At 42.0% G+C, this 20301-nt stretch carries 21 protein-coding genes and 2 pseudogenes; 19 read left to right on the forward strand and 4 right to left on the reverse strand.

Going from position 1 to position 20301, the window contains the following annotated elements; genetic code table 11:
* Positions 1 to 46: 46 nt before the first annotated feature.
* A complete protein-coding gene (gene adhP, locus HA044_RS00280; protein WP_187538161.1) occupies positions 47 to 1069 on the reverse strand; it encodes an alcohol dehydrogenase AdhP in 1023 nt (340 codons plus the stop codon).
* 335 nt (positions 1070 to 1404) lie between these two features.
* Positions 1405 to 2220: a Cof-type HAD-IIB family hydrolase gene (locus tag HA044_RS00285; RefSeq protein WP_187538163.1), complete on the reverse strand. Its 816-nt coding sequence runs from the start codon at positions 2218 to 2220 to the stop codon at positions 1405 to 1407.
* Positions 2221 to 2394: 174 nt separating this feature from the next.
* Here HA044_RS00285 and HA044_RS00290 point away from each other — a divergent pair, with 174 nt between their 5' ends.
* The 4 genes from HA044_RS00290 (at position 2395) to brpA (ending at position 6299) form a co-directional block, all read left to right on the forward strand.
* A complete protein-coding gene (locus tag HA044_RS00290) occupies positions 2395 to 3816 on the forward strand; it encodes an NCS2 family permease (protein ID WP_187538165.1) in 1422 nt (473 codons plus the stop codon).
* A gap of 288 nt (positions 3817 to 4104) precedes the next feature.
* Positions 4105 to 4560 carry a tRNA (adenosine(37)-N6)-threonylcarbamoyltransferase complex ATPase subunit type 1 TsaE gene (tsaE, locus tag HA044_RS00295; RefSeq protein ID WP_187538167.1) on the forward strand — a complete coding sequence of 152 codons (456 nt, stop codon included), beginning with the start codon at positions 4105 to 4107 and terminating at the stop codon, positions 4558 to 4560.
* Positions 4553 to 5083, forward strand: coding sequence for a GNAT family N-acetyltransferase (locus HA044_RS00300; protein ID WP_187538169.1), 531 nt, complete (start codon positions 4553 to 4555; stop codon positions 5081 to 5083). Before tsaE ends, HA044_RS00300 begins: the two co-directional genes overlap by 8 nt.
* 13 nt (positions 5084 to 5096) lie before the next feature.
* Complete coding sequence (gene brpA, locus HA044_RS00305) at positions 5097 to 6299, forward strand: biofilm formation/cell division transcriptional regulator BrpA (protein WP_187538171.1); 1203 nt, start codon at positions 5097 to 5099, stop codon at positions 6297 to 6299.
* 29 nt (positions 6300 to 6328) lie between these two features.
* Here brpA and HA044_RS00310 read toward each other — a convergent pair whose 3' ends face one another.
* Complete coding sequence (locus HA044_RS00310) at positions 6329 to 6619, reverse strand: hypothetical protein (RefSeq protein WP_187538173.1); 291 nt, start codon at positions 6617 to 6619, stop codon at positions 6329 to 6331.
* A gap of 14 nt (positions 6620 to 6633) precedes the next feature.
* Positions 6634 to 7047: an HIT family protein gene (locus tag HA044_RS00315; protein WP_187538175.1), complete on the reverse strand. Its 414-nt coding sequence runs from the start codon at positions 7045 to 7047 to the stop codon at positions 6634 to 6636.
* Between the two features lie 67 nt (positions 7048 to 7114).
* Here HA044_RS00315 and HA044_RS00320 point away from each other — a divergent pair, with 67 nt between their 5' ends.
* The 15 genes and pseudogenes from HA044_RS00320 (at position 7115) to HA044_RS00385 (ending at position 20203) form a co-directional block, all read left to right on the forward strand.
* A complete protein-coding gene (locus tag HA044_RS00320) occupies positions 7115 to 7846 on the forward strand; it encodes an ABC transporter ATP-binding protein (RefSeq protein ID WP_187538177.1) in 732 nt (243 codons plus the stop codon).
* Positions 7843 to 8898 (forward strand): ABC transporter permease, encoded by a 1056-nt coding sequence (locus HA044_RS00325; protein ID WP_187538179.1) that lies wholly within the window; start codon positions 7843 to 7845, stop codon positions 8896 to 8898. The genes HA044_RS00320 and HA044_RS00325 overlap by 4 nt, the downstream gene beginning before the upstream one ends.
* 40 nt (positions 8899 to 8938) lie before the next feature.
* Positions 8939 to 9733 (forward strand): cell cycle regulator CcrZ, encoded by a 795-nt coding sequence (ccrZ, locus tag HA044_RS00330; protein WP_187538181.1) that lies wholly within the window; start codon positions 8939 to 8941, stop codon positions 9731 to 9733.
* A complete protein-coding gene (trmB, locus tag HA044_RS00335; protein ID WP_187538183.1) occupies positions 9730 to 10365 on the forward strand; it encodes a tRNA (guanosine(46)-N7)-methyltransferase TrmB in 636 nt (211 codons plus the stop codon). The genes ccrZ and trmB overlap by 4 nt, the downstream gene beginning before the upstream one ends.
* A gap of 97 nt (positions 10366 to 10462) precedes the next feature.
* On the forward strand, positions 10463 to 10942 hold the full coding sequence (gene rimP, locus HA044_RS00340) for a ribosome maturation factor RimP (protein ID WP_187538186.1): 480 nt from the start codon (positions 10463 to 10465) through the stop codon (positions 10940 to 10942).
* Between the two features lie 41 nt (positions 10943 to 10983).
* Positions 10984 to 12126: a transcription termination factor NusA gene (gene nusA, locus HA044_RS00345; RefSeq protein ID WP_187538188.1), complete on the forward strand. Its 1143-nt coding sequence runs from the start codon at positions 10984 to 10986 to the stop codon at positions 12124 to 12126.
* Between the two features lie 14 nt (positions 12127 to 12140).
* Positions 12141 to 12437 carry an RNase P modulator RnpM gene (rnpM, locus tag HA044_RS00350; RefSeq protein ID WP_187538190.1) on the forward strand — a complete coding sequence of 99 codons (297 nt, stop codon included), beginning with the start codon at positions 12141 to 12143 and terminating at the stop codon, positions 12435 to 12437.
* Positions 12430 to 12729: a YlxQ-related RNA-binding protein gene (locus tag HA044_RS00355; RefSeq protein ID WP_187538192.1), complete on the forward strand. Its 300-nt coding sequence runs from the start codon at positions 12430 to 12432 to the stop codon at positions 12727 to 12729. Before rnpM ends, HA044_RS00355 begins: the two co-directional genes overlap by 8 nt.
* A 16-nt stretch (positions 12730 to 12745) precedes the next feature.
* Positions 12746 to 13367 (forward strand): annotated as a pseudogene (locus HA044_RS10135) (translation initiation factor IF-2 N-terminal domain-containing protein); the annotation flags it as partial.
* Between the two features lie 98 nt (positions 13368 to 13465).
* Positions 13466 to 15460: pseudogene (infB, locus tag HA044_RS00360) on the forward strand (translation initiation factor IF-2); the annotation flags it as partial.
* 71 nt (positions 15461 to 15531) lie between these two features.
* The gene (rbfA, locus tag HA044_RS00365; protein ID WP_009732309.1) at positions 15532 to 15882 is read left to right on the forward strand and encodes a 30S ribosome-binding factor RbfA; all 351 of its coding nucleotides are present in this window, start codon (positions 15532 to 15534) and stop codon (positions 15880 to 15882) included.
* Positions 15883 to 16059: 177 nt separating this feature from the next.
* Positions 16060 to 17691, forward strand: a complete 1632-nt coding sequence (locus HA044_RS00370) for a Na/Pi cotransporter family protein (protein WP_187538196.1) — start codon at positions 16060 to 16062, stop codon at positions 17689 to 17691.
* A 151-nt stretch (positions 17692 to 17842) separates the two neighbouring features.
* Positions 17843 to 18994 (forward strand): N-acetylglucosamine-6-phosphate deacetylase, encoded by a 1152-nt coding sequence (nagA, locus tag HA044_RS00375; protein WP_187538198.1) that lies wholly within the window; start codon positions 17843 to 17845, stop codon positions 18992 to 18994.
* A 151-nt stretch (positions 18995 to 19145) separates the two neighbouring features.
* Positions 19146 to 19364, forward strand: a complete 219-nt coding sequence (locus tag HA044_RS00380; protein ID WP_187538200.1) for a hypothetical protein — start codon at positions 19146 to 19148, stop codon at positions 19362 to 19364.
* Positions 19361 to 20203 carry an aldo/keto reductase gene (locus tag HA044_RS00385; protein WP_187538202.1) on the forward strand — a complete coding sequence of 281 codons (843 nt, stop codon included), beginning with the start codon at positions 19361 to 19363 and terminating at the stop codon, positions 20201 to 20203. Before HA044_RS00380 ends, HA044_RS00385 begins: the two co-directional genes overlap by 4 nt.
* Positions 20204 to 20301 lie beyond the last annotated feature (98 nt).

Consider the following 20301-nt stretch of genomic DNA (forward strand, 5'->3'; position numbering starts at 1 on the left):
ATAAATAGTTTTCTATTAAGGACACTAGACTCCGTATCCGTGCCTTTTAGTTTGTAAAGTCAAGTACCATACGTCCTTGAATGGTTCCAGCTTCCATTTCGTCAAAGACTTTAACAGCATCTTCTACTGGACGTTTTTGAACGACAGGGACTACCAAGCCTTCTGCACCAAATTGGAAGGCTTCTTCCAAGTCTTTACGGGTACCTACGAGTGAACCAATAACTTGGATACCGTCAAGGACAGTCTTCACGATGCTGAGGTCCATCATTTCTGAAGGAAGACCAACTGCGACAACGCGGCCACCTGCACGAACAGAATCGACTGCTTGGTTGAAAGCTACTTTAGAAACAGCTGTTACGACAGCAGAGTGAGCTCCACCATTTGTTTTTTCTTTGATCAATCCTGGAACATCTGCAACTTCTTTACCGTTGATTACGATGTCAGCTCCAACTTCTTTGGCCAATTCCAGTTTATCGTTGTTGATATCGACTGCGATAACGTGTGCATTGAATACTTTTTTAGCGTATTGAACAGCTAGGTTTCCGAGGCCTCCAGCACCATAGAGGACAACCCATTGTCCAGGTTCAACTTTTGCTTCTTTGATAGCTTTATAAGTAGTAACCCCTGCACAAGTGATAGATGAAGCTTGGGCTGGGTCTAATCCTTCAGGTACTTTCACTGCGTAATCTGCAGTAACGATACATTGCTCAGCCATTCCTCCATCAACATTGTAACCAGCATTTTTTACAGTACGGCAAAGGGTTTCACGACCTGTTGTACAGTATTCGCAAGTACCACAACCTTCGAAGAACCAAGCAACACTGACACGATCACCAACTTTTAAGCTTTTTACATCAGGAGCCACTTCTTTGACGATACCGATTCCTTCATGTCCAAGGACGCGGCCTGGAACTTTTCCGAAGTCACCATGTGCAACGTGCAAGTCAGTGTGGCAGACACCACAGTATTCGATTTGAACAAGAGCTTCGCCAGTTTCAAGTGGACGGACTTCTTTATTAGCAACGATTTCTACACCAGTACCTTCTGGGTTTACAACAACAGCTTTCATTTTGTTCCTCCTTAAGTGAACAAGAGGCGTATTAGATTTTTGAAAACGCTTCTTTAATAACTATGTTAATAATATCACAAACTATTAGGGAGAGCAATAAAAAAAATGGAAAAAAAGGGAAGAAAATGTTAACCGCTTAAGAATTTGAAGGACAAAAGAGAGTGGGACAGAAATCGGTCATTCGTTAGAATTCGATTTCGTTGTCCCACCTCCGCACAGTTGAGTAGGGCTGTAAAAGCTGATGAAATCAGCGTAGTAGAGCCTACTCAACCACTGCGTCTTGCTCGACAATCAAAAAACAAGAAGAGGCTAGGACTTTTGTCCCAGCCTCTGGATCAGTCTATGAACAATTCTCTTAATTGGTGTGCGACACCGTCTTCGTCGTTTGTGTAGTTTGTTATGAAATCTGCATAGGGAAGTAAGACTGAACTCGCATTTTTCATCGCGTATCCACACCCAGCAAGAGCTAGCATCTCAGTATCATTGTGCTCGTCTCCAAAAGCAATCAAATCCTTCCGATCCATATTGAGTTTATCCAGAAGGTAAGTCAGGGCTGATGCTTTGGTTACATTTTTAGGATTGCACTCCAAAATATTTAAGGGGCCACCCCAGGTATTGATGGATAGGTTGTAGTTATAATACCGATTCATATCCTCTGCAAGAGCATATTTATCTTCAGCCTTTGTCTGAAAAAGAATGCAGTTTGGATCACTCGTTACCCTCTCTGGATGAAATTGATTTTCGGGCTGGAAAGCTTCAATTCCGAATAATTGAGGATCGGCAATCTGGTCATTAGGATCTGTTATAAAAAATTTATTACGGTATTCACCGGCAATGAAGTCTGCTTGGATGGCGTCACGATGGGCAACCATGTCTAGTAAATATTTTTTATCCAAGGTCAAACATTGTTCTTCGTTCCATTTTTTTCCAGGAAGGTGGGTGAGGGAGCCGTTGAAATTGATCATAGGGGTATCGAGTTCGAGTTCTTGGTAGTAGGTATGGGCCATGCGATAGGGACGGCCTGTTGTAATGATCACTTTATGTCCAAGGGCGCTAACTTTCTTTATGGTCTCAACAGTGAAGTCGCTTAATTGACTTTCTGAATTCAGGAGAGTGCCATCTAAATCCAGAGCAATTAGTTTCTTTTTCATATGTAGGTTCCTTTCGAGAAGAATGAGATCATTATATCAGAAAATAAGAAAAACTGCTTGAAAATAAAAAGAGAAGGAGAAATTCTTGAAATCCGAAATATATTTTGATAAAATAGAAATAACGTTCGCAAATTGATTGGGAGCGAGAATGATGAAAAAGGAGTTTTTTCTGAAATGGATAAGTTTTTTAAACTTTCAGAACATGGAACAACTGTTCGAACAGAGGTTCTTGCTGGTTTGACAACCTTTTTTGCGATGAGTTATATCCTCTTCGTAAATCCGCAAATATTGTCACAAACAGGAATGCCAGCTCAAGGGGTCTTTCTTGCAACGATTATTGGATCGGTTGTTGGTACCTTGATGATGGCCTTTTATGCTAATTTGCCATATGCTCAAGCGCCAGGAATGGGCTTGAACGCCTTCTTTACCTTCACTGTTGTATTTGGAATGGGCTATACGTGGCAAGAAGCCTTGGGAATGGTCTTTATTTGTGGTGTGATTTCATTGATCATCACCTTGACAAAAGTGCGTAAGATGATTATCGAGTCGATTCCAACAGCCCTTCGTTCAGCGATTTCAGCTGGGATTGGAATTTTCTTGGCCTATGTAGGAATCAAAAATGCCGGATTTTTGAAATTTACGATTGACCCCCATACCTATACCGTTGTTGGGAAGGGAGCGGACCAAGCCAATGCGACGATTGCGGCCAATGCAGCAGCAGTTCCAGGTTTGGTAGACTTTAATAATCCGGCGGTACTTTTAGCTCTGGCAGGTCTAGCGATTACCATTTTCTTCGTCGTGAAGGGAGTCAAGGGAGGGATTATCCTTTCCATCTTCGCGACGACTGTTTTGGGAATTCTGGTCCATGTCGTAGATGTGTCGAAAATCGACTTTGCAAGTACCCATCTAGGAGCTGCTTTTAAAGACTTGGGTACCATCTTTGGTCAAGCCTTGGGATCAAAAGGATTGGGTTCTTTGATTTCCAATACGTCTCGTTTACCTGAGACCTTGATGGCCATTTTGGCCTTCTCTTTGACCGATATTTTTGATACGATCGGAACTCTGATCGGTACGGGTGAAAAAGTTGGAATCATCGCGACAAGTGGTGAAAATCATGAGTCAGTTAAATTGGATAAGGCTCTTTACTCTGATTTGGTGGCAACTTCAGTAGGTGCCATTGCCGGTACTTCAAATGTGACAACTTATATTGAATCTGCAGCAGGTATCGGTGCTGGTGGTCGTACTGGTTTGACAGCTCTAGTGGTTGCGATCTGTTTTGCTGTTTCAAGTATCTTTAGTCCGTTGTTGGCCATTGTCCCAACAGCTGCCACTGCCCCAATTTTGATTGTTGTGGGGATCATGATGTTAAGTGGTTTGAAAAATATCCATTGGGAAGATATGTCAGAAGCGATTCCTGCTTTCTTCACATCGATCTTTATGGGCTTCAGTTATTCTATCACACAAGGGATTGCGGCTGGATTTATTACCTATAGCTTTGTAAAAGTGGTGAAAGGGGAAGCAAAAGACGTGCATAGCATGATTTGGATATTAGATCTTCTCTTTATTTTGAACTATATCAGCATGGCTTTGAATTAATTGATCAGAAACGAATAACGAAGAAGAGGCTGGGACAAAAGTCCTAGCCTCTCAATTGTCTTTGGATTGTCGAGCAAGACGCAGTGGTTGAGTGGGCTCTACTACGCTGATTTCATCAGCTTTTACAGCCCTACTCAACTGTGCGGAGGTGGGACGACGAAATCGAATTCTAACGAATGACCGATTTCTGTCCCACTCTCTTCCTTTTTTGTCTATCAACATGGAAATTTTAAGCAACAATTTCTAAAAGTAAGAGCAGAATCTAAAAAAGTTTGGTATAATAGAAAAATGATTAGTCATAATGAAACGGAGCTGATGGCTCTAGGGGAACAACTAGGAAAATTGCTAGATAAGCAGGATGTGATAATCTTGTCGGGTGATCTAGGAGCGGGAAAAACAACCTTTACAAAGGGACTTGCAAGAGGGCTCGGGATCAAACAGATGATTAAAAGTCCTACCTATACCATCGTTCGTGAATACGAAGGGCGCCTTCCGCTCTATCATATGGATGTTTACCGGATTGGAAACGACCCAGATTCTATCGATTTGGATGATTTTATATATGGAGAAGGTGTCACCGTTATTGAATGGGGTGAGCTCATTGCTTCCAATCTTCCAGATGGCTATTTGAAACTATTCATCCGAAAATTGGAGGATGGACGCAAGATAGAGTTTGAGGCCGTGGGAGCACGTGCAGAGGCTCTGCTCGCTTCCTTTGAAAAAGTGAGAACGACCGATGACTAAGCAAAAGGAAGTTGTATTAGAGATACGACAAGCTGAAAGTATGGACGCGACTCTTCTTGTTGATTTCCTAGATCAGGTTGGCGCAGAGAGTGATTATATGACGCTAGATGAAGCGGGAATCGGGATGACGCCACCTGATATGGAGCGATTTCTCCTGCTTCAGGAAAGAGCAGACAATCGTATTTGTCTCTTGCTATTTCTAGATCAACAGTTGGTGGGCTTGCTCAATATTACAGCTGCTTCGCAGCGTTCTGTTCGACACATTGGTGAAGTGTTTATTGTGATTCAAAAAAGTTATTGGAATCAAGGACTTGGACAGATCTTACTGGAAGAAGGAGTCGAGTGGGCTCGCTCAACAGGGATTCTTCGTAAATTAGTTTTAACTGTTCAAGTGCGCAATAAACGGGCAGTACATGTCTATCAAAAATTGGGCTTTGACATCGAAGGATGCCAAGCTCGAGGAGCTTATTCAGCAGAAGGGGAATTTTTGGATGTTTACCTTATGGGTAAACTCATAGATTAAAGAGAGATTCTATATGGTTAAAAAAATTATTTTAATGTTCTTGAGCTTATTGACAGTAACTGTGATCGGAATTGGAGCGTACGGCTTAACGATTCTCAATCAAACGACAGGGACACTCAGTAAGACCTATAAAAGTTTTGGAAATGAAACCAATGTCATTGCAGAAAATAAACCCATGACCATTCTTTTAATGGGGGTTGATACCGGAAATGGTTCGCGAGAAGATCCTTGGGCGGGAAATAGTGATACCATGATTCTAGTGACGGTCAATCCTCGTACCAAAGAAACGACTATGACAAGCCTAGAAAGAGATATTTTAACCAATGTTAGCTCGGATGGTCAAACAGTGCAAGAAAAATTAAATGCGGCCTATGCTCAAGGCGGCGCTAAACTTGCCATTAAGACCATTCAGGATCTCTTAAATATTCATATTGACCGCTATGTCATGATCAATATGAAGGGGCTCATCCAATTGGTTGACAAAATTGGAGGGATCACGGTCAATAATCCCTTTGATTTTGACATCTCCATTGAAGAAAATGAGCCGGAGTACACGGCTAAGATTGCACCAGGACGTCATGAGATTAATGGGGAACAAGCGCTGGTTTATTCACGGATGCGATATCAGGATCCAGAAGGGGATTATGGGCGTCAGAAGCGTCAACGTGAAGTGATCAAAAAAATTGTGGAGAAGGTCTTGAGCTTAAATAGCTTAAGTCATTATAAGGGAATTATTGATTCTGTTAGTGACAATATGCAAACCAATATTTCCTTAGACAGCAATAGTCTTCTTCAATTGTTGGGCTACAAGGATGCACTTTCTACCATCCATCAATACCAGCTAAAAGGGGAAGATGCTACCTTAGCAGATGGTGGAAGTTATCAGATTGTGACCTCCAAACATCTCTTAAAAATTCAAAACATTATCCGAAAAGCCTTGGGAATGAAAGAAGTTAAAACGCTAAAAACCAATGCTTATCTATTGGATGGTGATGAAGAGTTGAAAGAATCCTCATCTCAGGAGCAAGCCCCATCCGCTGCTTCTGAGGGAGCTCCGGTTTATCAAGAGTATTATCAACAACCGGTTGTGCCTTCTAGTCAAGACACAGGAGGGGTGACAGCTCAAAGTTCAGCAGCCACTGTTACACCTGTTACACCTGTTGCGCCTGCGGCCTCAGATTCAAGTAGTGTCGCACCAACAGTGCCGTCGCAATAATAAAAAAACGATTGAGAGTTGGACATTTCTCAATCGTTTTTATTTGTTTGCCAAATGGCTTGAATTTCTTTTAGCGAAGCAGTTGCCTGTTGGCTAAAGAGTTTTGCCTTGTATTGAAAATCGTTCACGAGTTCATTGAGATTGGCTTTTTGTTCTTGAATAATATCAAGGTTGTGTTGGATTTTTGCTAGGTTCTCTTGAATGCCTTTGACCAACTGTCCCGTTTCCTGTACATCCGACTTCATTTCATGGCGGTTCTTGACTAGATGATAGCTGATACTAGCTCCTGTTGCAAACCAGAAGAGATTTCTTAGTTTCATATGGCCTCCTTGTTTTAGCTGTTTTGAATTTTTCCTGCTAGCCTTGCTAATTGCTCAAAATTTGGCTCGTGTTCAGTAAAGGAAATCGTGAGCTCGTCTTGATCGGTATAGCGAGGAATGATGTGGACATGGGTATGAAAAACAGTCTGTCCAGCAATTTCTTCCATGTTACTGATGATATTCATGGCAGGAGCTTGGGTTGCAGCTTTTACTTTTTGGGCAACTTTAGAAACACGGGCAAACAATTGAGCAGTAGTGGTTTCATCCATTTCTAAGAGGTTGCGAGCATGCTTTTTAGGAACCACTAAGGTGTGGCCTGGAGTGACTTGAGAGATGTCTAAAAAGGCGAGAACTTCCTCATCTTCATAGACTTTAGAAGACGGAATGTCACCTGCTACAATCTTACAAAAAATACAATCATCAACCATAAATACACCTCATTTAGACTAAATTTTGTTATAATATAAGAACATTATACCAGAAATTGGAGAAAATATGTTAGAAATCAACAAGTTGACAGGGGGCTATATCAATATCCCTGTCTTGAAAGAGGTGAGCTTTTCAGTACCTGATGGCCAACTGGTCGGTTTAATTGGCCTAAATGGAGCAGGAAAGTCTACCACGATTAATGAAATTATTGGTCTATTGCATCCGTATGCTGGGGAAGTACGGATTGATGGCTTGAGCCTTCCAGAAGCTCCAACGGAATACCGCAAGAAAATTGGTTATATTCCAGAAACACCGAGTCTGTATGAGGAGCTAACTTTAAGAGAACATATTGAAACAGTAGCCATGGCCTATGATTTAGACCTGGATCAAGTAATGGCGCGTGTGCAACCCTTGTTGCAACAGTTCCGCCTTGCTGAAAAATTAGATTGGTTTCCAACCCAGTTTTCAAAAGGAATGAAGCAGAAGGTCATGATTATTTGCGCCTATGCAGTGGATCCAAGTCTCTATATTGTGGATGAACCCTTTTTAGGATTGGACCCTGTAGCCATAGCGGATTTGATTCAGTTGCTTTCAGATGAAAAGGCGAAAGGTAAATCCATTTTGATGAGTACCCACGTTCTAGATTCGGCTGAAAAAATGTGCGATGGTTTTGTGATCCTTCATAAAGGCCAGGTTCGAGCAAAAGGAACTTTGGACGAGTTGCGTGCAACATTTGGAAATGAAAAAGCCAGTTTGAATGATATCTATATGACCTTGACAGAAGAGGGTACAGCATGAAAGAGTTGATGAAAAAACGCCAGCAAACCTTTCAAAATCAATGCATCAAATACAGTCGTTATGTTCTGAACGATCACTTTGTTTTGTTTCTGTTGATTTTTATCGGATTTTTGGCAGTTCAATACAGTCAATTTTTGCAACACTTACCTAAGGATCCAAGCTTGATCCGCTGGAGTCTCTTGATTGGCTTGCTACTCTTGGTTCCAATTGGGAATATTGCGACTTATTTGGAGAAGCCGGATGCCTTGTTTCTTTTAGTGAAAGAAGAAGAACTGAAAAGCTATATCAAGGGACAGGTGAGAAAGTCTTTTGGATATTGGTTTGTCATTCAAAGTCTGGTCCTCTTACTACTCACGCCACTTTTTCTCGCTACAGGAGTCAGCGAAATGGGAGTCGTGGCTTATTGGATCGGTTTAGGACTGGCTAAAGGGCTTGCCTTTTGGCTAAAGGCGTCGCGTTTCTACCAGGATGGGAACCTCAAATGGGAGTTCGCTATTTCTCGGGAGAATGCTCGAAAACAATTGATTCTTCGCTTTTTCGCCTTGTTTACAACCGTCAAAGGGATTACCAACAGTGTTAAAAGGAGAGTGTATTTAGACAGCCTCCTCACTCTGTTTCCTAAAACACATGGGAATACTTGGCTTCATCTGTATATGCGCTCCTTTTTCAGAAATGGCGATCTCTTTTCGATGACGCTAAGGCTCCTCATCCTTTCGATTCTTGCTATGATCTTTATTCCCCAAGACTTAGTGGTTATAGCGCTTGTGGCTCTACTGAATTACTTGGCTATTTTCCAATTGCTCGGTTTATATAGTGCCTTTGACTACCAACCGTTAACCCTCTTATTTCCAATGAAAAAAGGGAGTAAAAAAGTTGGTTTGCGCAAGACAATTCGGTTTGTCATGTTTGTAGAAATACTAGCAGAAGGTTTGTTTGGACTATTCTTTATTGGGGATAAGCTCTTGTTGCTGGGCTTACTGGCTTATACCCTTATTTTAACCTTGCTCTATCTTTCATTTAAGTTAGCGCGCTTGGTTGACGAAAGTCGTTAAAATTAGTAAAATAGATTGGAAACTTTTTACGGAGGATAAGATGGACTCGAATGAAAAAGAGCTAAGCCTCACCCCTATTCCAGGAAAGAGTGGGAAGGCCTACAAGGGCACCTATCCAGATGGTGAGCTTGTTTTTGTTAAAATGAATACGACTCCAATTCTTGCGGGTCTTGCAAAAGAACAGATCGCCCCACAATTGTTATGGAGCCGTCGCTTACCGGATGGCAATGTGATGAGTGCTCAAGAATGGCTAAATGGGGAGATCCTTACCCCAAATGGGATGTCCAAAAAGCAAGTGGTCAATATTCTAACACGTTTGCATCGCTCTAGACCTTTAATGACCCAATTGAAAAAATTAGGTTATTCTGTGGAATCACCTCTAGAATTGCTCAACTCTTGGAGTAACCGGTTGCCGATTGCTCTTCGTCAAAACCATTACATTCAATCAGTGGTGAAGAATCTGCGTAAGACAGTTCCTGCTTTTCGAGAGGATTATGCGACCATTGTTCATGGGGATGTCCGACACAGCAATTGGATTGAAACGGATAGTGGCTTGATTTACTTAGTCGATTGGGATTCCGTTCGTTTGACAGACCGGATGCTGGATGTGGCCCATATCTTGAGTCACTATATTCCAGATTCGAATTGGCGCGATTGGTTGGGTTATTACGGCTACAAGTACAATCAAAAAGTATTTGCGAAACTCTATTGGTTTGGTCAATATTCTTTCTTGTGCCAAATTGCCAAGTACTATGAAAATAATGATCTAGAAAATGTCAATCGCGAGATCTATGCTCTGCGCAATTTCCGGTTGAAATATGGAAAGGAAATATGAGAGTTAGAAATCGCAAAGGGGCGACAGAATTATTAGAGGCCAATCCGCAATATGTGGTGCTGAACCCAGAAGATGCTAAGGGAAAGTGGCACGAGATTTTTGGAAATAACCATCCCATCCATATCGAAGTGGGGAGTGGTAAAGGTGCCTTTATCACCGGTATGGCCAAGGCCAATCCAGAGTTCAACTACATTGGAATTGATATCCAAAAATCTGTTTTGAGCTATGCCTTGGATAAGGTCTTAGAAGCGGATGTACCCAATATTAAGTTGCTTTGGGTAGACGGCGATAGCTTGACCAATTACTTTGAAGACGGTGAGATTGATCAACTCTATCTGAATTTTTCAGATCCCTGGCCAAAGAAACGTCATGAAAAACGTCGCTTGACCTACAAGAGTTTCCTTGATACCTTCAAGCAAATTCTTCCAGAACACGGAGAAATTCACTTCAAGACAGACAATCGTGGCTTGTTTGAATACAGTTTGGTCAGCTTTTCACAATATGGAATGACCTTGAAAGGGGTCTGGTTGGACCTTCATGCTAGTGATTTTGAAGGCAATGTTATGACCGAATACGAGAAGAAGTTCTCTAGCAAAGGGCAGGTCATTTACCGTGTGGAAGCGCAGTTTTAGCATATTCCTTGCAATCACTGCGGAATCGTGTTATAATATTTAAAATGAATAGAAAAGGAGAGGCGGGGATATATCTTCGCCTCTTATCTGTGAGGAGGTGGCAACCATCGCAACGATAGTTGAGTTAGTAACAGAAGTGATTCAACCAGTAATTCAGGCTCCATTTGAATTGGTGGATGTTGAATATGGCAAGATGGGTGGTGACTACATCTTAAGTATTTTTGTTGATAAACCAGAAGGGATCACTTTAAATGATACAGCAGATTTGACAGAGGTGATTAGTCCGCTGTTAGATCAAATCAAGCCGGATCCTTTCCCAGAGCAGTACTTCTTAGAAGTGACCAGTCCTGGTTTGGAGCGGCCCTTGAAAACCAAGGAAGCTCTTGAAGGTGCTGTTGGGAAGTATATCCACGTCGGTTTATACAAGGCTGTTGAGAAACAAAAGGTCTTTGAAGGAACCTTGGTGCGTTTTGAAGAGGATGTTTTGACCATTGAGTATATGGATAAAACGCGGAAAAAAACAGTAGCTATTCCTTACAATCTTGTGTCTAAAGCAAGATTGGCTGTAAAATTGTAACTGAATGAAAGAAAGGAAGCCTTAGAAGAGGCAAGAAAAACATGAGTAAAGAAATGCGAGAAGCCTTCCGTATCTTGGAAGAAGACAAAGGGATCAAGAAAGAAGATATCATTGAAGCGGTCACAGAATCATTGCGTTCAGCTTATCGCCGTCGTTATGGTCAAGCAGAAAGTGCAGCCATTGAATTTAATGAAAAAACTGGAGATTTCCGGGTTTATACAGTTCGTGAAGTGGTGGATGAAGTCTTTGATAGCCGATTGGAAATCAGCTTGAAGGATGCCTTGGCAATTAATTCAGCTTATGAGTTGGGAGATAAGATCAAGTTTGAAGAAGCTCCTGCTGAATTTGGCCGAGTTGCAGCGCAATCCGCTAAACAAACGATCATGGAAAAAATGCGCAAGCAAACACGCACCATCACTTATAATACTTATAAAGAACATGAAAATGAAATTATGAGTGGTACGGTGGAACGTTTTGACAATCGCTTTATCTATGTCAATCTTGGCACAATCGAGGCGCAATTGTCTAAACAAGATCAGATTCCAGGTGAGATTTTCCAATCTCATGATCGCATCGAAGTGTTTGTCTATAAGGTAGAAGATAACCCACGAGGTGTCAATGTCTTCGTTAGCCGGAGCCATCCAGAAATGATCAAACGCCTCATGGAGCAAGAAATTCCTGAAGTCTATGATGGAACAGTTGAAATCATGAGCGTGGCGCGTGAAGCTGGAGACCGGACCAAGGTGGCGGTTCGTAGCCATAATCCAAATGTGGATGCGATTGGGACCATCGTTGGTCGTGGTGGATCGAACATTAAAAAGATTACGAGCAAATTCCATCCGGCACGCTATGATCAAAAATTGGACCGCATGGTTCCAACAGAAGAAAACATCGATGTCATTGAATGGGTTCCAGATCCAGCTGAATTCATCTACAATGCGATTGCTCCTGCAGAAGTAGACCAAGTTATCTTTGACGATGAAGATAGCAAGCATGCACTTGTCGTGGTACCGGATAACAAATTATCTCTGGCCATTGGTCGCCGTGGGCAAAACGTTCGCTTGGCAGCTCATTTGACCGGTTACCGGATCGATATCAAATCTGCGAGTGAGTTTGAAGAAATGGAAGAAGCTCAAGAAACTTTTGAAGACCAAGTAGAAAGTGATCAAGAGCAGGTCGATTAAGAGAAGGAGGGAAAATGGTTAAGACAAGAAAAATCCCTTTGAGAAAATCAGTCGTTTCAAACGAAATTATCGATAAGCGCGATTTGCTCCGCATTGTCAAAAATAAAGAAGGACAAGTCTTTATCGATCCAACTGGCAAAGCCAATGGTCGTGGAGCCTATATCAAATTAGATAATGAAGAAGCGGCACTTGCCAAGAAAAAGAAAGCTTTTAATCGTAGTTTTAATATGGAAGTAGAAGAAGCTTTCTATGATAAATTGATCGCATATGTAGATCATAAGGTGAAGAGAAGAGAGTTAGGCCTTGAATAAGCAAAAATTGAGCAATTTGTTAGGTTTGGCACAAAGAGCAGGAAGACTCATTTCTGGAGAAGAACTCGTGATCAAAGCAATCCAGGAAGAAAAAGCAAAATTAGTTTTTCTAGCAAATGATGCTGCTAGTAACCTGACAAAGAAAGTGACGGATAAGGGTCACTATTATGAGGTTCAAGTATCTACCGTGTTTTCAACACTAGAATTAAGCACTGCAATTGGACGTGCCCGGAAGGTCGTCGCTGTTGTAGATGCTGGATTTTCAAAGAAAATGAGGTCTCTTATGGAATAGAAGAGGAGGACAGCAATTGTCTAAGAAAAGATTATACGAAATTGCCAAAGAATTGGGCAAGGAAAGTAAGGAAGTCGTCACTCGTGCGAAAGAATTAGGTTTGGATATAAAAAGTCATGCCTCTAGTGTCGATACAGAAGCGGCTGAAAAGTTGATCAAGAGCTTTGCAGCTAAAAAAGAAACAGTCGAAAAGAAAGTTGCAGAAGTAGCAACTAAGGCAGCGACTGTTGTAGAAAAAAAAGAAGTAGCTCAACCGCAAGAAAAGAAAGCGACTGAGACTACAGCTCAAGCACCAGCTGCAAAACCAAAGAGTCGGAACTTTAAAGCAGAACGGGAAGCACGTGCAAAAGAGCAGGCAGAACGTAGAAAACAACAAGACAATCGTCCAAAACGTGATCGCAAAGACAATCAGCGCAATGGAGATAGCCGAAATCAACGACCACAGGATCGTAATGAACAACGAAATCAAGGGGCTGATCGTCGCACTAACCGACAAGACCAAAGACGGGGTTCTCAAGCGCCAATTTCACCAAAAATGGACTTCAAAGCGCGTGCAGCAGCTCTGAAAGCTGAACAAAATGCTGAGTATGCTCGTGGTAGTGAAGATCGCTTTAAACAACAAGTAGCCAAAGAAGAACAAGAGCGTCAACAACGTCGGAAGCGAGTGGAAGCTCCAGAAGTGAAAACTCCAGTGCAAGAGCCAAGTGTTGAGAATTTTGCAAAACCAGCTGTTGCAACTGCACCGGCTCAAGTAGATACACGCCGTAAAAAACAAGCGCGACCAGATAAAAAACGCGATGATTTTGATCGTGAAGAAGATGGTCCAAGAAAACAACAAAGGAATCGAAGTAGTCAAAATCAAGTGAGAAATCAGAAGAATAGTAACTGGAACACAAATAAGAAAAATAAAAAAGGCAAGAACAATCGTCCTGAAGCTCCAAAACCAGTAACAGAGCGTAAATTCCATGAATTACCAAGTGAATTTGAGTACACAGATGGCATGACGGTTGCAGAAATCGCAAAACGAATCAAGCGTGAACCGGCTGAAATTGTCAAGAAACTCTTCATGATGGGCGTGATGGCGACCCAAAACCAATCGCTTGACGGCGATACCATTGAACTCTTGATGGTCGATTATGGCATCGAAGCCAAGAAAAAAGTTGAAGTGGATAATGCGGATATTGAACGCTTCTTCGTAGAAGATGGCTATCTCAACGAAGATGAGTTGGTAGAACGTCCACCAGTTGTCACCATCATGGGACACGTTGACCACGGGAAGACAACCCTCTTGGATACGCTTCGTAATTCTCGTGTTGCGACAGGTGAAGCAGGTGGGATCACCCAGCATATCGGTGCCTACCAAATCGTTGAGAATGGCAAGAAGATTACCTTCTTGGATACACCAGGACACGCGGCCTTTACTTCTATGCGGGCGCGTGGTGCATCTGTTACCGATATTACCATCTTGGTCGTAGCGGCAGATGATGGGGTAATGCCTCAGACTATTGAAGCCATCAATCACTCAAAAGCGGCAAACGTTCCAATTATCGTTGCGATTAACAAGATTGATAAACCAGGTGCCAATCCAGAACGTGTGATCGGAGAATTGGCAGAGCATGGTGTTATGTCAACTGCCTGGGGTGGAGATTCTGAGTTCGTAGAAATCTCAGCTAAGTTCAACCAAAATATCGATGAACTCTTGGAAACGGTACTTCTGGTGGCTGAAATCCAAGAACTCAAAGCAGACCCAACTGTTCGTGCCATTGGTACGGTTATCGAAGCTCGTTTGGATAAAGGAAAAGGTGCGGTGGCAACCCTTCTTGTTCAACAAGGGACCTTGAATGTGCAAGACCCAATCGTTGTCGGAAATACTTTCGGACGTGTTCGTGCCATGACCAATGACCTTGGACGTCGTGTGAAAGTGGCTGGACCATCAACACCTGTATCTATCACAGGTTTGAACGAAGCCCCAATGGCAGGTGACCACTTTGCGGTTTACGAAGATGAAAAATCTGCGCGTGCAGCAGGTGAAGAACGTGCCAAACGTGCATTGATGAAACAACGTCAAGTAACCAACCGTGTCAGCCTGGAAAATCTCTTTGATACCCTGAAGGCTGGGGAAGTGAAATCTGTAAATGTGATCATCAAGGCCGATGTACAAGGTTCTGTTGAAGCCCTTGCTGCTTCTCTTCAAAAGATTGAGGTAGAAGGTGTGAAAGTGACCATTGTTCACTCAGCTGTTGGTGCCATCAACGAATCAGATGTAACCCTTGCGGAAGCTTCCAATGCCTTCATCATTGGATTTAACGTTCGCCCTACTCCACAAGCTCGTCAACAGGCAGAAGCTGATGAGGTGGAAATCCGTCTTCACTCCATCATCTACAAAGTGATTGAAGAAATGGAAGACGCCATGAAGGGGATGCTGGATCCAGAATATGAAGAAAAAGTCATCGGGGAAGCGGTCATTCGTGAAACCTTCAAAGTCTCTAAGGTGGGGACTATCGGTGGATTTATGGTCCTTAGTGGTAAGGTAACTCGTGATTCCAAAGTTCGTGTCATTCGTGACGGAGTTGTCATCTATGACGGTGCTTTAGCAAGCTTGAAGCACTTTAAAGATGATGTGAAAGAAGTGACAAATGGCCGTGAAGGTGGATTGATGATTGAAGGATACAATGATATCAAAGCAGATGATACCATTGAAGCCTACATCATGGAAGAAATCAAAAAATAAGAAGTTAACTAGGAAGAGAGGGGGTTCCTCTCGTTTCCTAGTTTTTCAATACAGAGCAGAAAGGAGTTCCTATGGCAAGTCATTTTCGGACAGACCGAGTAGGGATGGAAATCAAGCGTGAAGTAAACGAAATTTTGCAAAAGAAAGTTCGTGATCCGCGTGTTCAAGGCGTGACCATCACGGATGTTCAAATGCTAGGCGATTTGTCTATGGCGAAGGTCTATTATTCGATTATGAGTGACCTGGCTTCTGACAATCAAAAAGCTCAGACAGGGCTTGAAAAAGCAACAGGAACCATCAAGCGTGAATTAGGTCGGAATTTGAAATTGTACAAAATTCCGGATTTAACCTTTGTGAAAGATGAATCAATCGAATATGGTAATAAAATTGATGCCATGTTGCGCAATTTGAATAAAGACTAGAGGAGGTGGGAATTTCCCACCTCCTTGTTTTGTCTCTCCATACAGAAAAATAGAGCCAAAAGGAAAAGCGGTTTCAAAAAATTGTAGAAATTTACAGAAATCTCTTGTGTGATTGGAAATTATCCTTTACAATAGGAGAGGAGTTTTATTTCTGATCTCAAATTTGGAGGAATGAACATGTCGATTAACTGGCAGGAAATTGTATTTAACTTTTTGGGAGGCCTGGGTCTCTTTCTCTATAGTATTAAAACCATGGGAGAAGGCTTGCAACAGGCTGCAGGAGATCGACTTCGATACTATATTGATAAATATACGAGTAATCCCTTTCTAGGGGTTCTAGTAGGGATTGGAATGACTGCCTTGATTCAGTCGAGTTCAGGGGTTACAGTGATTACGGTCGGTCTGGTGAGTGCAGGACTTCTAACCCTCCGCCAAGCTATTGGTATTGTTATGGGGGCCAATATTGGAACGACTATTACCTCCTTTATCATTGGTTTTAAATTAGGAGACTACGCTCTTCCCATGCTCTTTATCGGAGCGGTTTGTCTCTTCTTTACCAAAAATCGTTTGGTTAATAATGTTGGACGAATCGTTTTTGGGGTCGGTGGTATCTTCTTTGCCCTCAACTTGATGAGTGGGGCTATGGAACCTCTTAAAGATTTGCAAGTCTTTCGTGACTATATGGTACAGTTAAGTAAAAGTCCTATCTTGGGTGTCTTTGTCGGATCAGGATTAACTCTTTTGATTCAGGCCTCTTCTGCAACCATTGGTATTTTGCAAAATCTCTATGCTAGTCATTTGATTGACCTGAAAGGGGCCCTCCCAGTTCTCTTCGGTGATAATATCGGAACAACCATTACGGCTATCATTGCTTCCTTGGGAGCGAATATTGCGGCCAAACGTGTGGCGGGTGCCCATGTAGCCTTTAATGTTATCGGAACCATTATCTGTCTTGTCTTCCTTGTTCCGTTTACATCTTTGATTCAATGGTTTGAAACGACTCTTCATTTGTCTCCAGAAATGACCATAGCCTTTGCTCACGGAACCTTTAATATAACCAATACCATCATCCAGTTTCCGTTTATTGGAGCCCTTGCCTTTTTGGTGACTAAGCTCATTCCTGGAGAAGACGAAGTTGTTAAATACGAACCACTTTACTTGGATGAACATTTGATCAAACAAGCTCCTTCGATTGCCCTTGGAAATGCTAAAAAAGAATTGCTTCATTTGGGAGGATATGCAGATAAAGCATTCAGCCTCTCTTATGACTATATTGTTCAGCAAAATGAAAAAATGGCTGAAAAAGGCCATAAGACAGAAGAAGCGATCAATACAATCGATGATGATTTGACTCGCTACTTAATTCGTCTGTCGAGTGAAGCCTTGAGTACCAAAGAAAGTGAAGCCTTGACCAATATCTTGGATTCTTCACGGGATTTGGAGCGGATTGGAGATCACGCAGAAGCTTTAATCAACTTGACGGATTATTTGATTCGCAAGAAAGTAGAATTCTCTGCAGATGCCTTGGCTGAATTAGAGGATATCTACCAAAAGACAGCGATCTTTGTTAAAGACGCCCTTCGGAGTGTGGAAGAAGATGACCAAACCTTGGCAGCTGAATTGCAACAACGCCATGAAGCTATTGAAAAACTTGAAAAGAAATTGAGAAAGACACATATTTCTCGTTTAAACAAGGGAGAATGTACGCCACAAGCAGGGGTCAACTTTATTGATATCATCTCTCACTATACACGAGTAGCGGATCATGCCATGAATATTGCTGAAAAAGTACAAATGGAACAAATTTAATGAATGATGAACAGAGTAAGGAGCTGACTTACTCTGTTTTTTAGATTCTTTTTTAAAAATAGGTCTATACCATTTACAAATAAAACTGAAAGCGTTATAATATGTATGAAAAAAAAGGAACTTTTGTTTCTACAATGGAAAGGACGTTCTTATGTCTACATATATTAAAGCAGATCAATTTTATTATCCACACGGAGTCCGTCGTGGAGGTTATTTGGAACTTGTGGATGGCAAATTCGGAAAGCATGTAGAAAACTTGCCAGAAGGTGCAGAAGTATTGGATTATTCTGGCTATAGCATTGCGCCAGGTCTCGTTGATACACACATCCATGGATTTGGTGGCGTTGATGTTATGGATAACAACATTGAAGGGACCCTTCATACCATGAGTGAAGGCCTGTTGAGTACAGGGGTGACCAGCTTTTTACCTACGACCTTGACCTCTTCTTATGAACAACTACTGGCTGTTACAGAAAATATCGGCGCACGATACAAAGAGGCGACGGGTGCTAAAATTCGTGGTATCTACTTTGAAGGACCTTATTTTACAGAAAAATACAAGGGGGCTCAAAACCCAGCGTATATGAAAGATCCAAGTCTGAAGGAATTCCGAGCCTGGCAAAAAGCCTCTCATGGTCTTTTGAATAAGATTGCACTGGCACCAGAGCGTGAGGGTGTCGAAGATTTTGTCCGGACCATTACAGGTGAAGGGGTGACAGTTGCCTTAGGACATTCCAATGCGACCTTTAAAGAAGCAAAGAAAGCGGTTGATGCAGGAGCAAGTGTTTGGGTACATGCCTACAACGGTATGCGAGGCCTCAATCACCGTGAACTCGGAATGGTAGGGGCGATGTATGAATTGCCACATACAACTGCAGAATTGATTTGTGATGGTCACCATGTAGATCCTTTAGCCTGTGATATCTTGATGAAGCAAAAAGGAAAAGAAAATGTTGCCTTAATAACGGACTGTATGACTGCTGGTGGTTTAGCAGATGGGGACTATATGCTTGGTGAATTTCCTGTGGTAGTTGCTGATGGAACTGCTCGTTTGAAATCAACTGGCAATCTTGCTGGTTCTATATTGAAATTAAAAGATGGCTTGAAAAATGTAGTAGAATGGGGAATTGCCAATCCTTATGAAGCTGTCATGATGGCCAGTCTCAATCCTGCAAAATCCGTTCATATTGACGATGTCTGTGGACAAATTCGGGAAGGCTATGATGCTGACTTTATTGTACTGGATCAGGATTTGGAACTGGTTGCGACCTACCTTGATGGTGTCAAACGTTACCAAGCATGAAACTAGATTGAAATAGAAAGTCCAACCCTCTTTAGGCTTAGACCTAAAGGGGGTTTTTGTAGGAGGAATTGTATTCTTTGTTTGGGACTCTTAACAGTTGGTGAATAAAGCCCTTTCATGCTATAATGGAGACTGAAATGTGAGGTAATTTATGAAGAAAATAGATTTACGGTTTTTAGCGATGGGAATTTTTTTCTTGCTCTATGGTTTGGTAAGGAAAAGTCCCTTTATCCTGGTGGTTGGAGGAGCCTTTTTAGTTTATAGTTTTTATAGCAAGAAAATGGAGCCAACTAAACTAAATCGGTTTAAACCAGAGCTCAAACTTCGAGGGCCTAAGAAATCAAAATCAAAGAAAGAAAAGAAAAAATGAACACCTATCGTTTAAACAATGGGCTAGAGATTCCTGTTCTGGGATTTGGAACATGGAAAGCAGCTGATGGGAAAGAAGCTTATGAAGCAGTTTTGGCTGCTTTGAAAGCGGGGTACCGCCATATTGATACAGCTGCTTATTATCAGAATGAAGAAAGTGTTGGTCGGGCGATTCAAGATAGTGGCCTTTCGCGTGAAAAATTATTTGTAACGACCAAACTCTGGAATACCAATCACACTTACGAAGAAGCTCAGGCCGCTCTGGACGAGTCCCTGAAAAAACTTGGCCTTGACTATGTAGATCTTTATTTGATTCATTGGCCAAATCCAAAACCACTTCGTGAGGAGGATGCCTGGAAAGAGAGAAATGCTGAGGTTTGGCGGGCAATGGAAGATATGGTAAAGGCTGGCAAGGTTCGATCCATTGGGGTCAGTAACTTCCTGCCCCATCATCTGGAAGCCCTCTTAAAAACAGCTCAGATCATCCCAGCTGTGAATCAAATTCGCCTCTCTCCTGGTGTTTACCAAAAAGAGGCCATTGAAGCTAGTCGTAAACAGGGTATTTTACTAGAAGCTTGGGGACCTTTTGGCCAAGGAGAATTGTTCCAAAATAAACATGTAAAAGAAATGGCTACAAGATATGGGAAGACGGTTGCTCAACTGGCTTTAGCCTGGAGTTTGCAAGAAGGTTTTCTTCCCTTGCCAAAATCAGTGACCCCAGAACGAATTGCTAGCAATTTGGACTGTTTTGGTTTTGAACTGACCCAAGAGGATTGCGACTATCTGAAAAATCTACCGGTTCAAGCAGGTGCACCGGATCCAGATCAGAAAGATTTTTAAGAGAAAGTGGGATAATTATCATTTCCGAGAGTGAGGGGACTCTCGGATTTTTTGCTATTCTTTTTGGTATAAAATAATTTTAACACTCTAACTAAAAC

The organism is Streptococcus sp. IMAU 99161 (assembly GCF_014435245.1).
Classification (GTDB): domain Bacteria; phylum Bacillota; class Bacilli; order Lactobacillales; family Streptococcaceae; genus Streptococcus; species Streptococcus lactarius.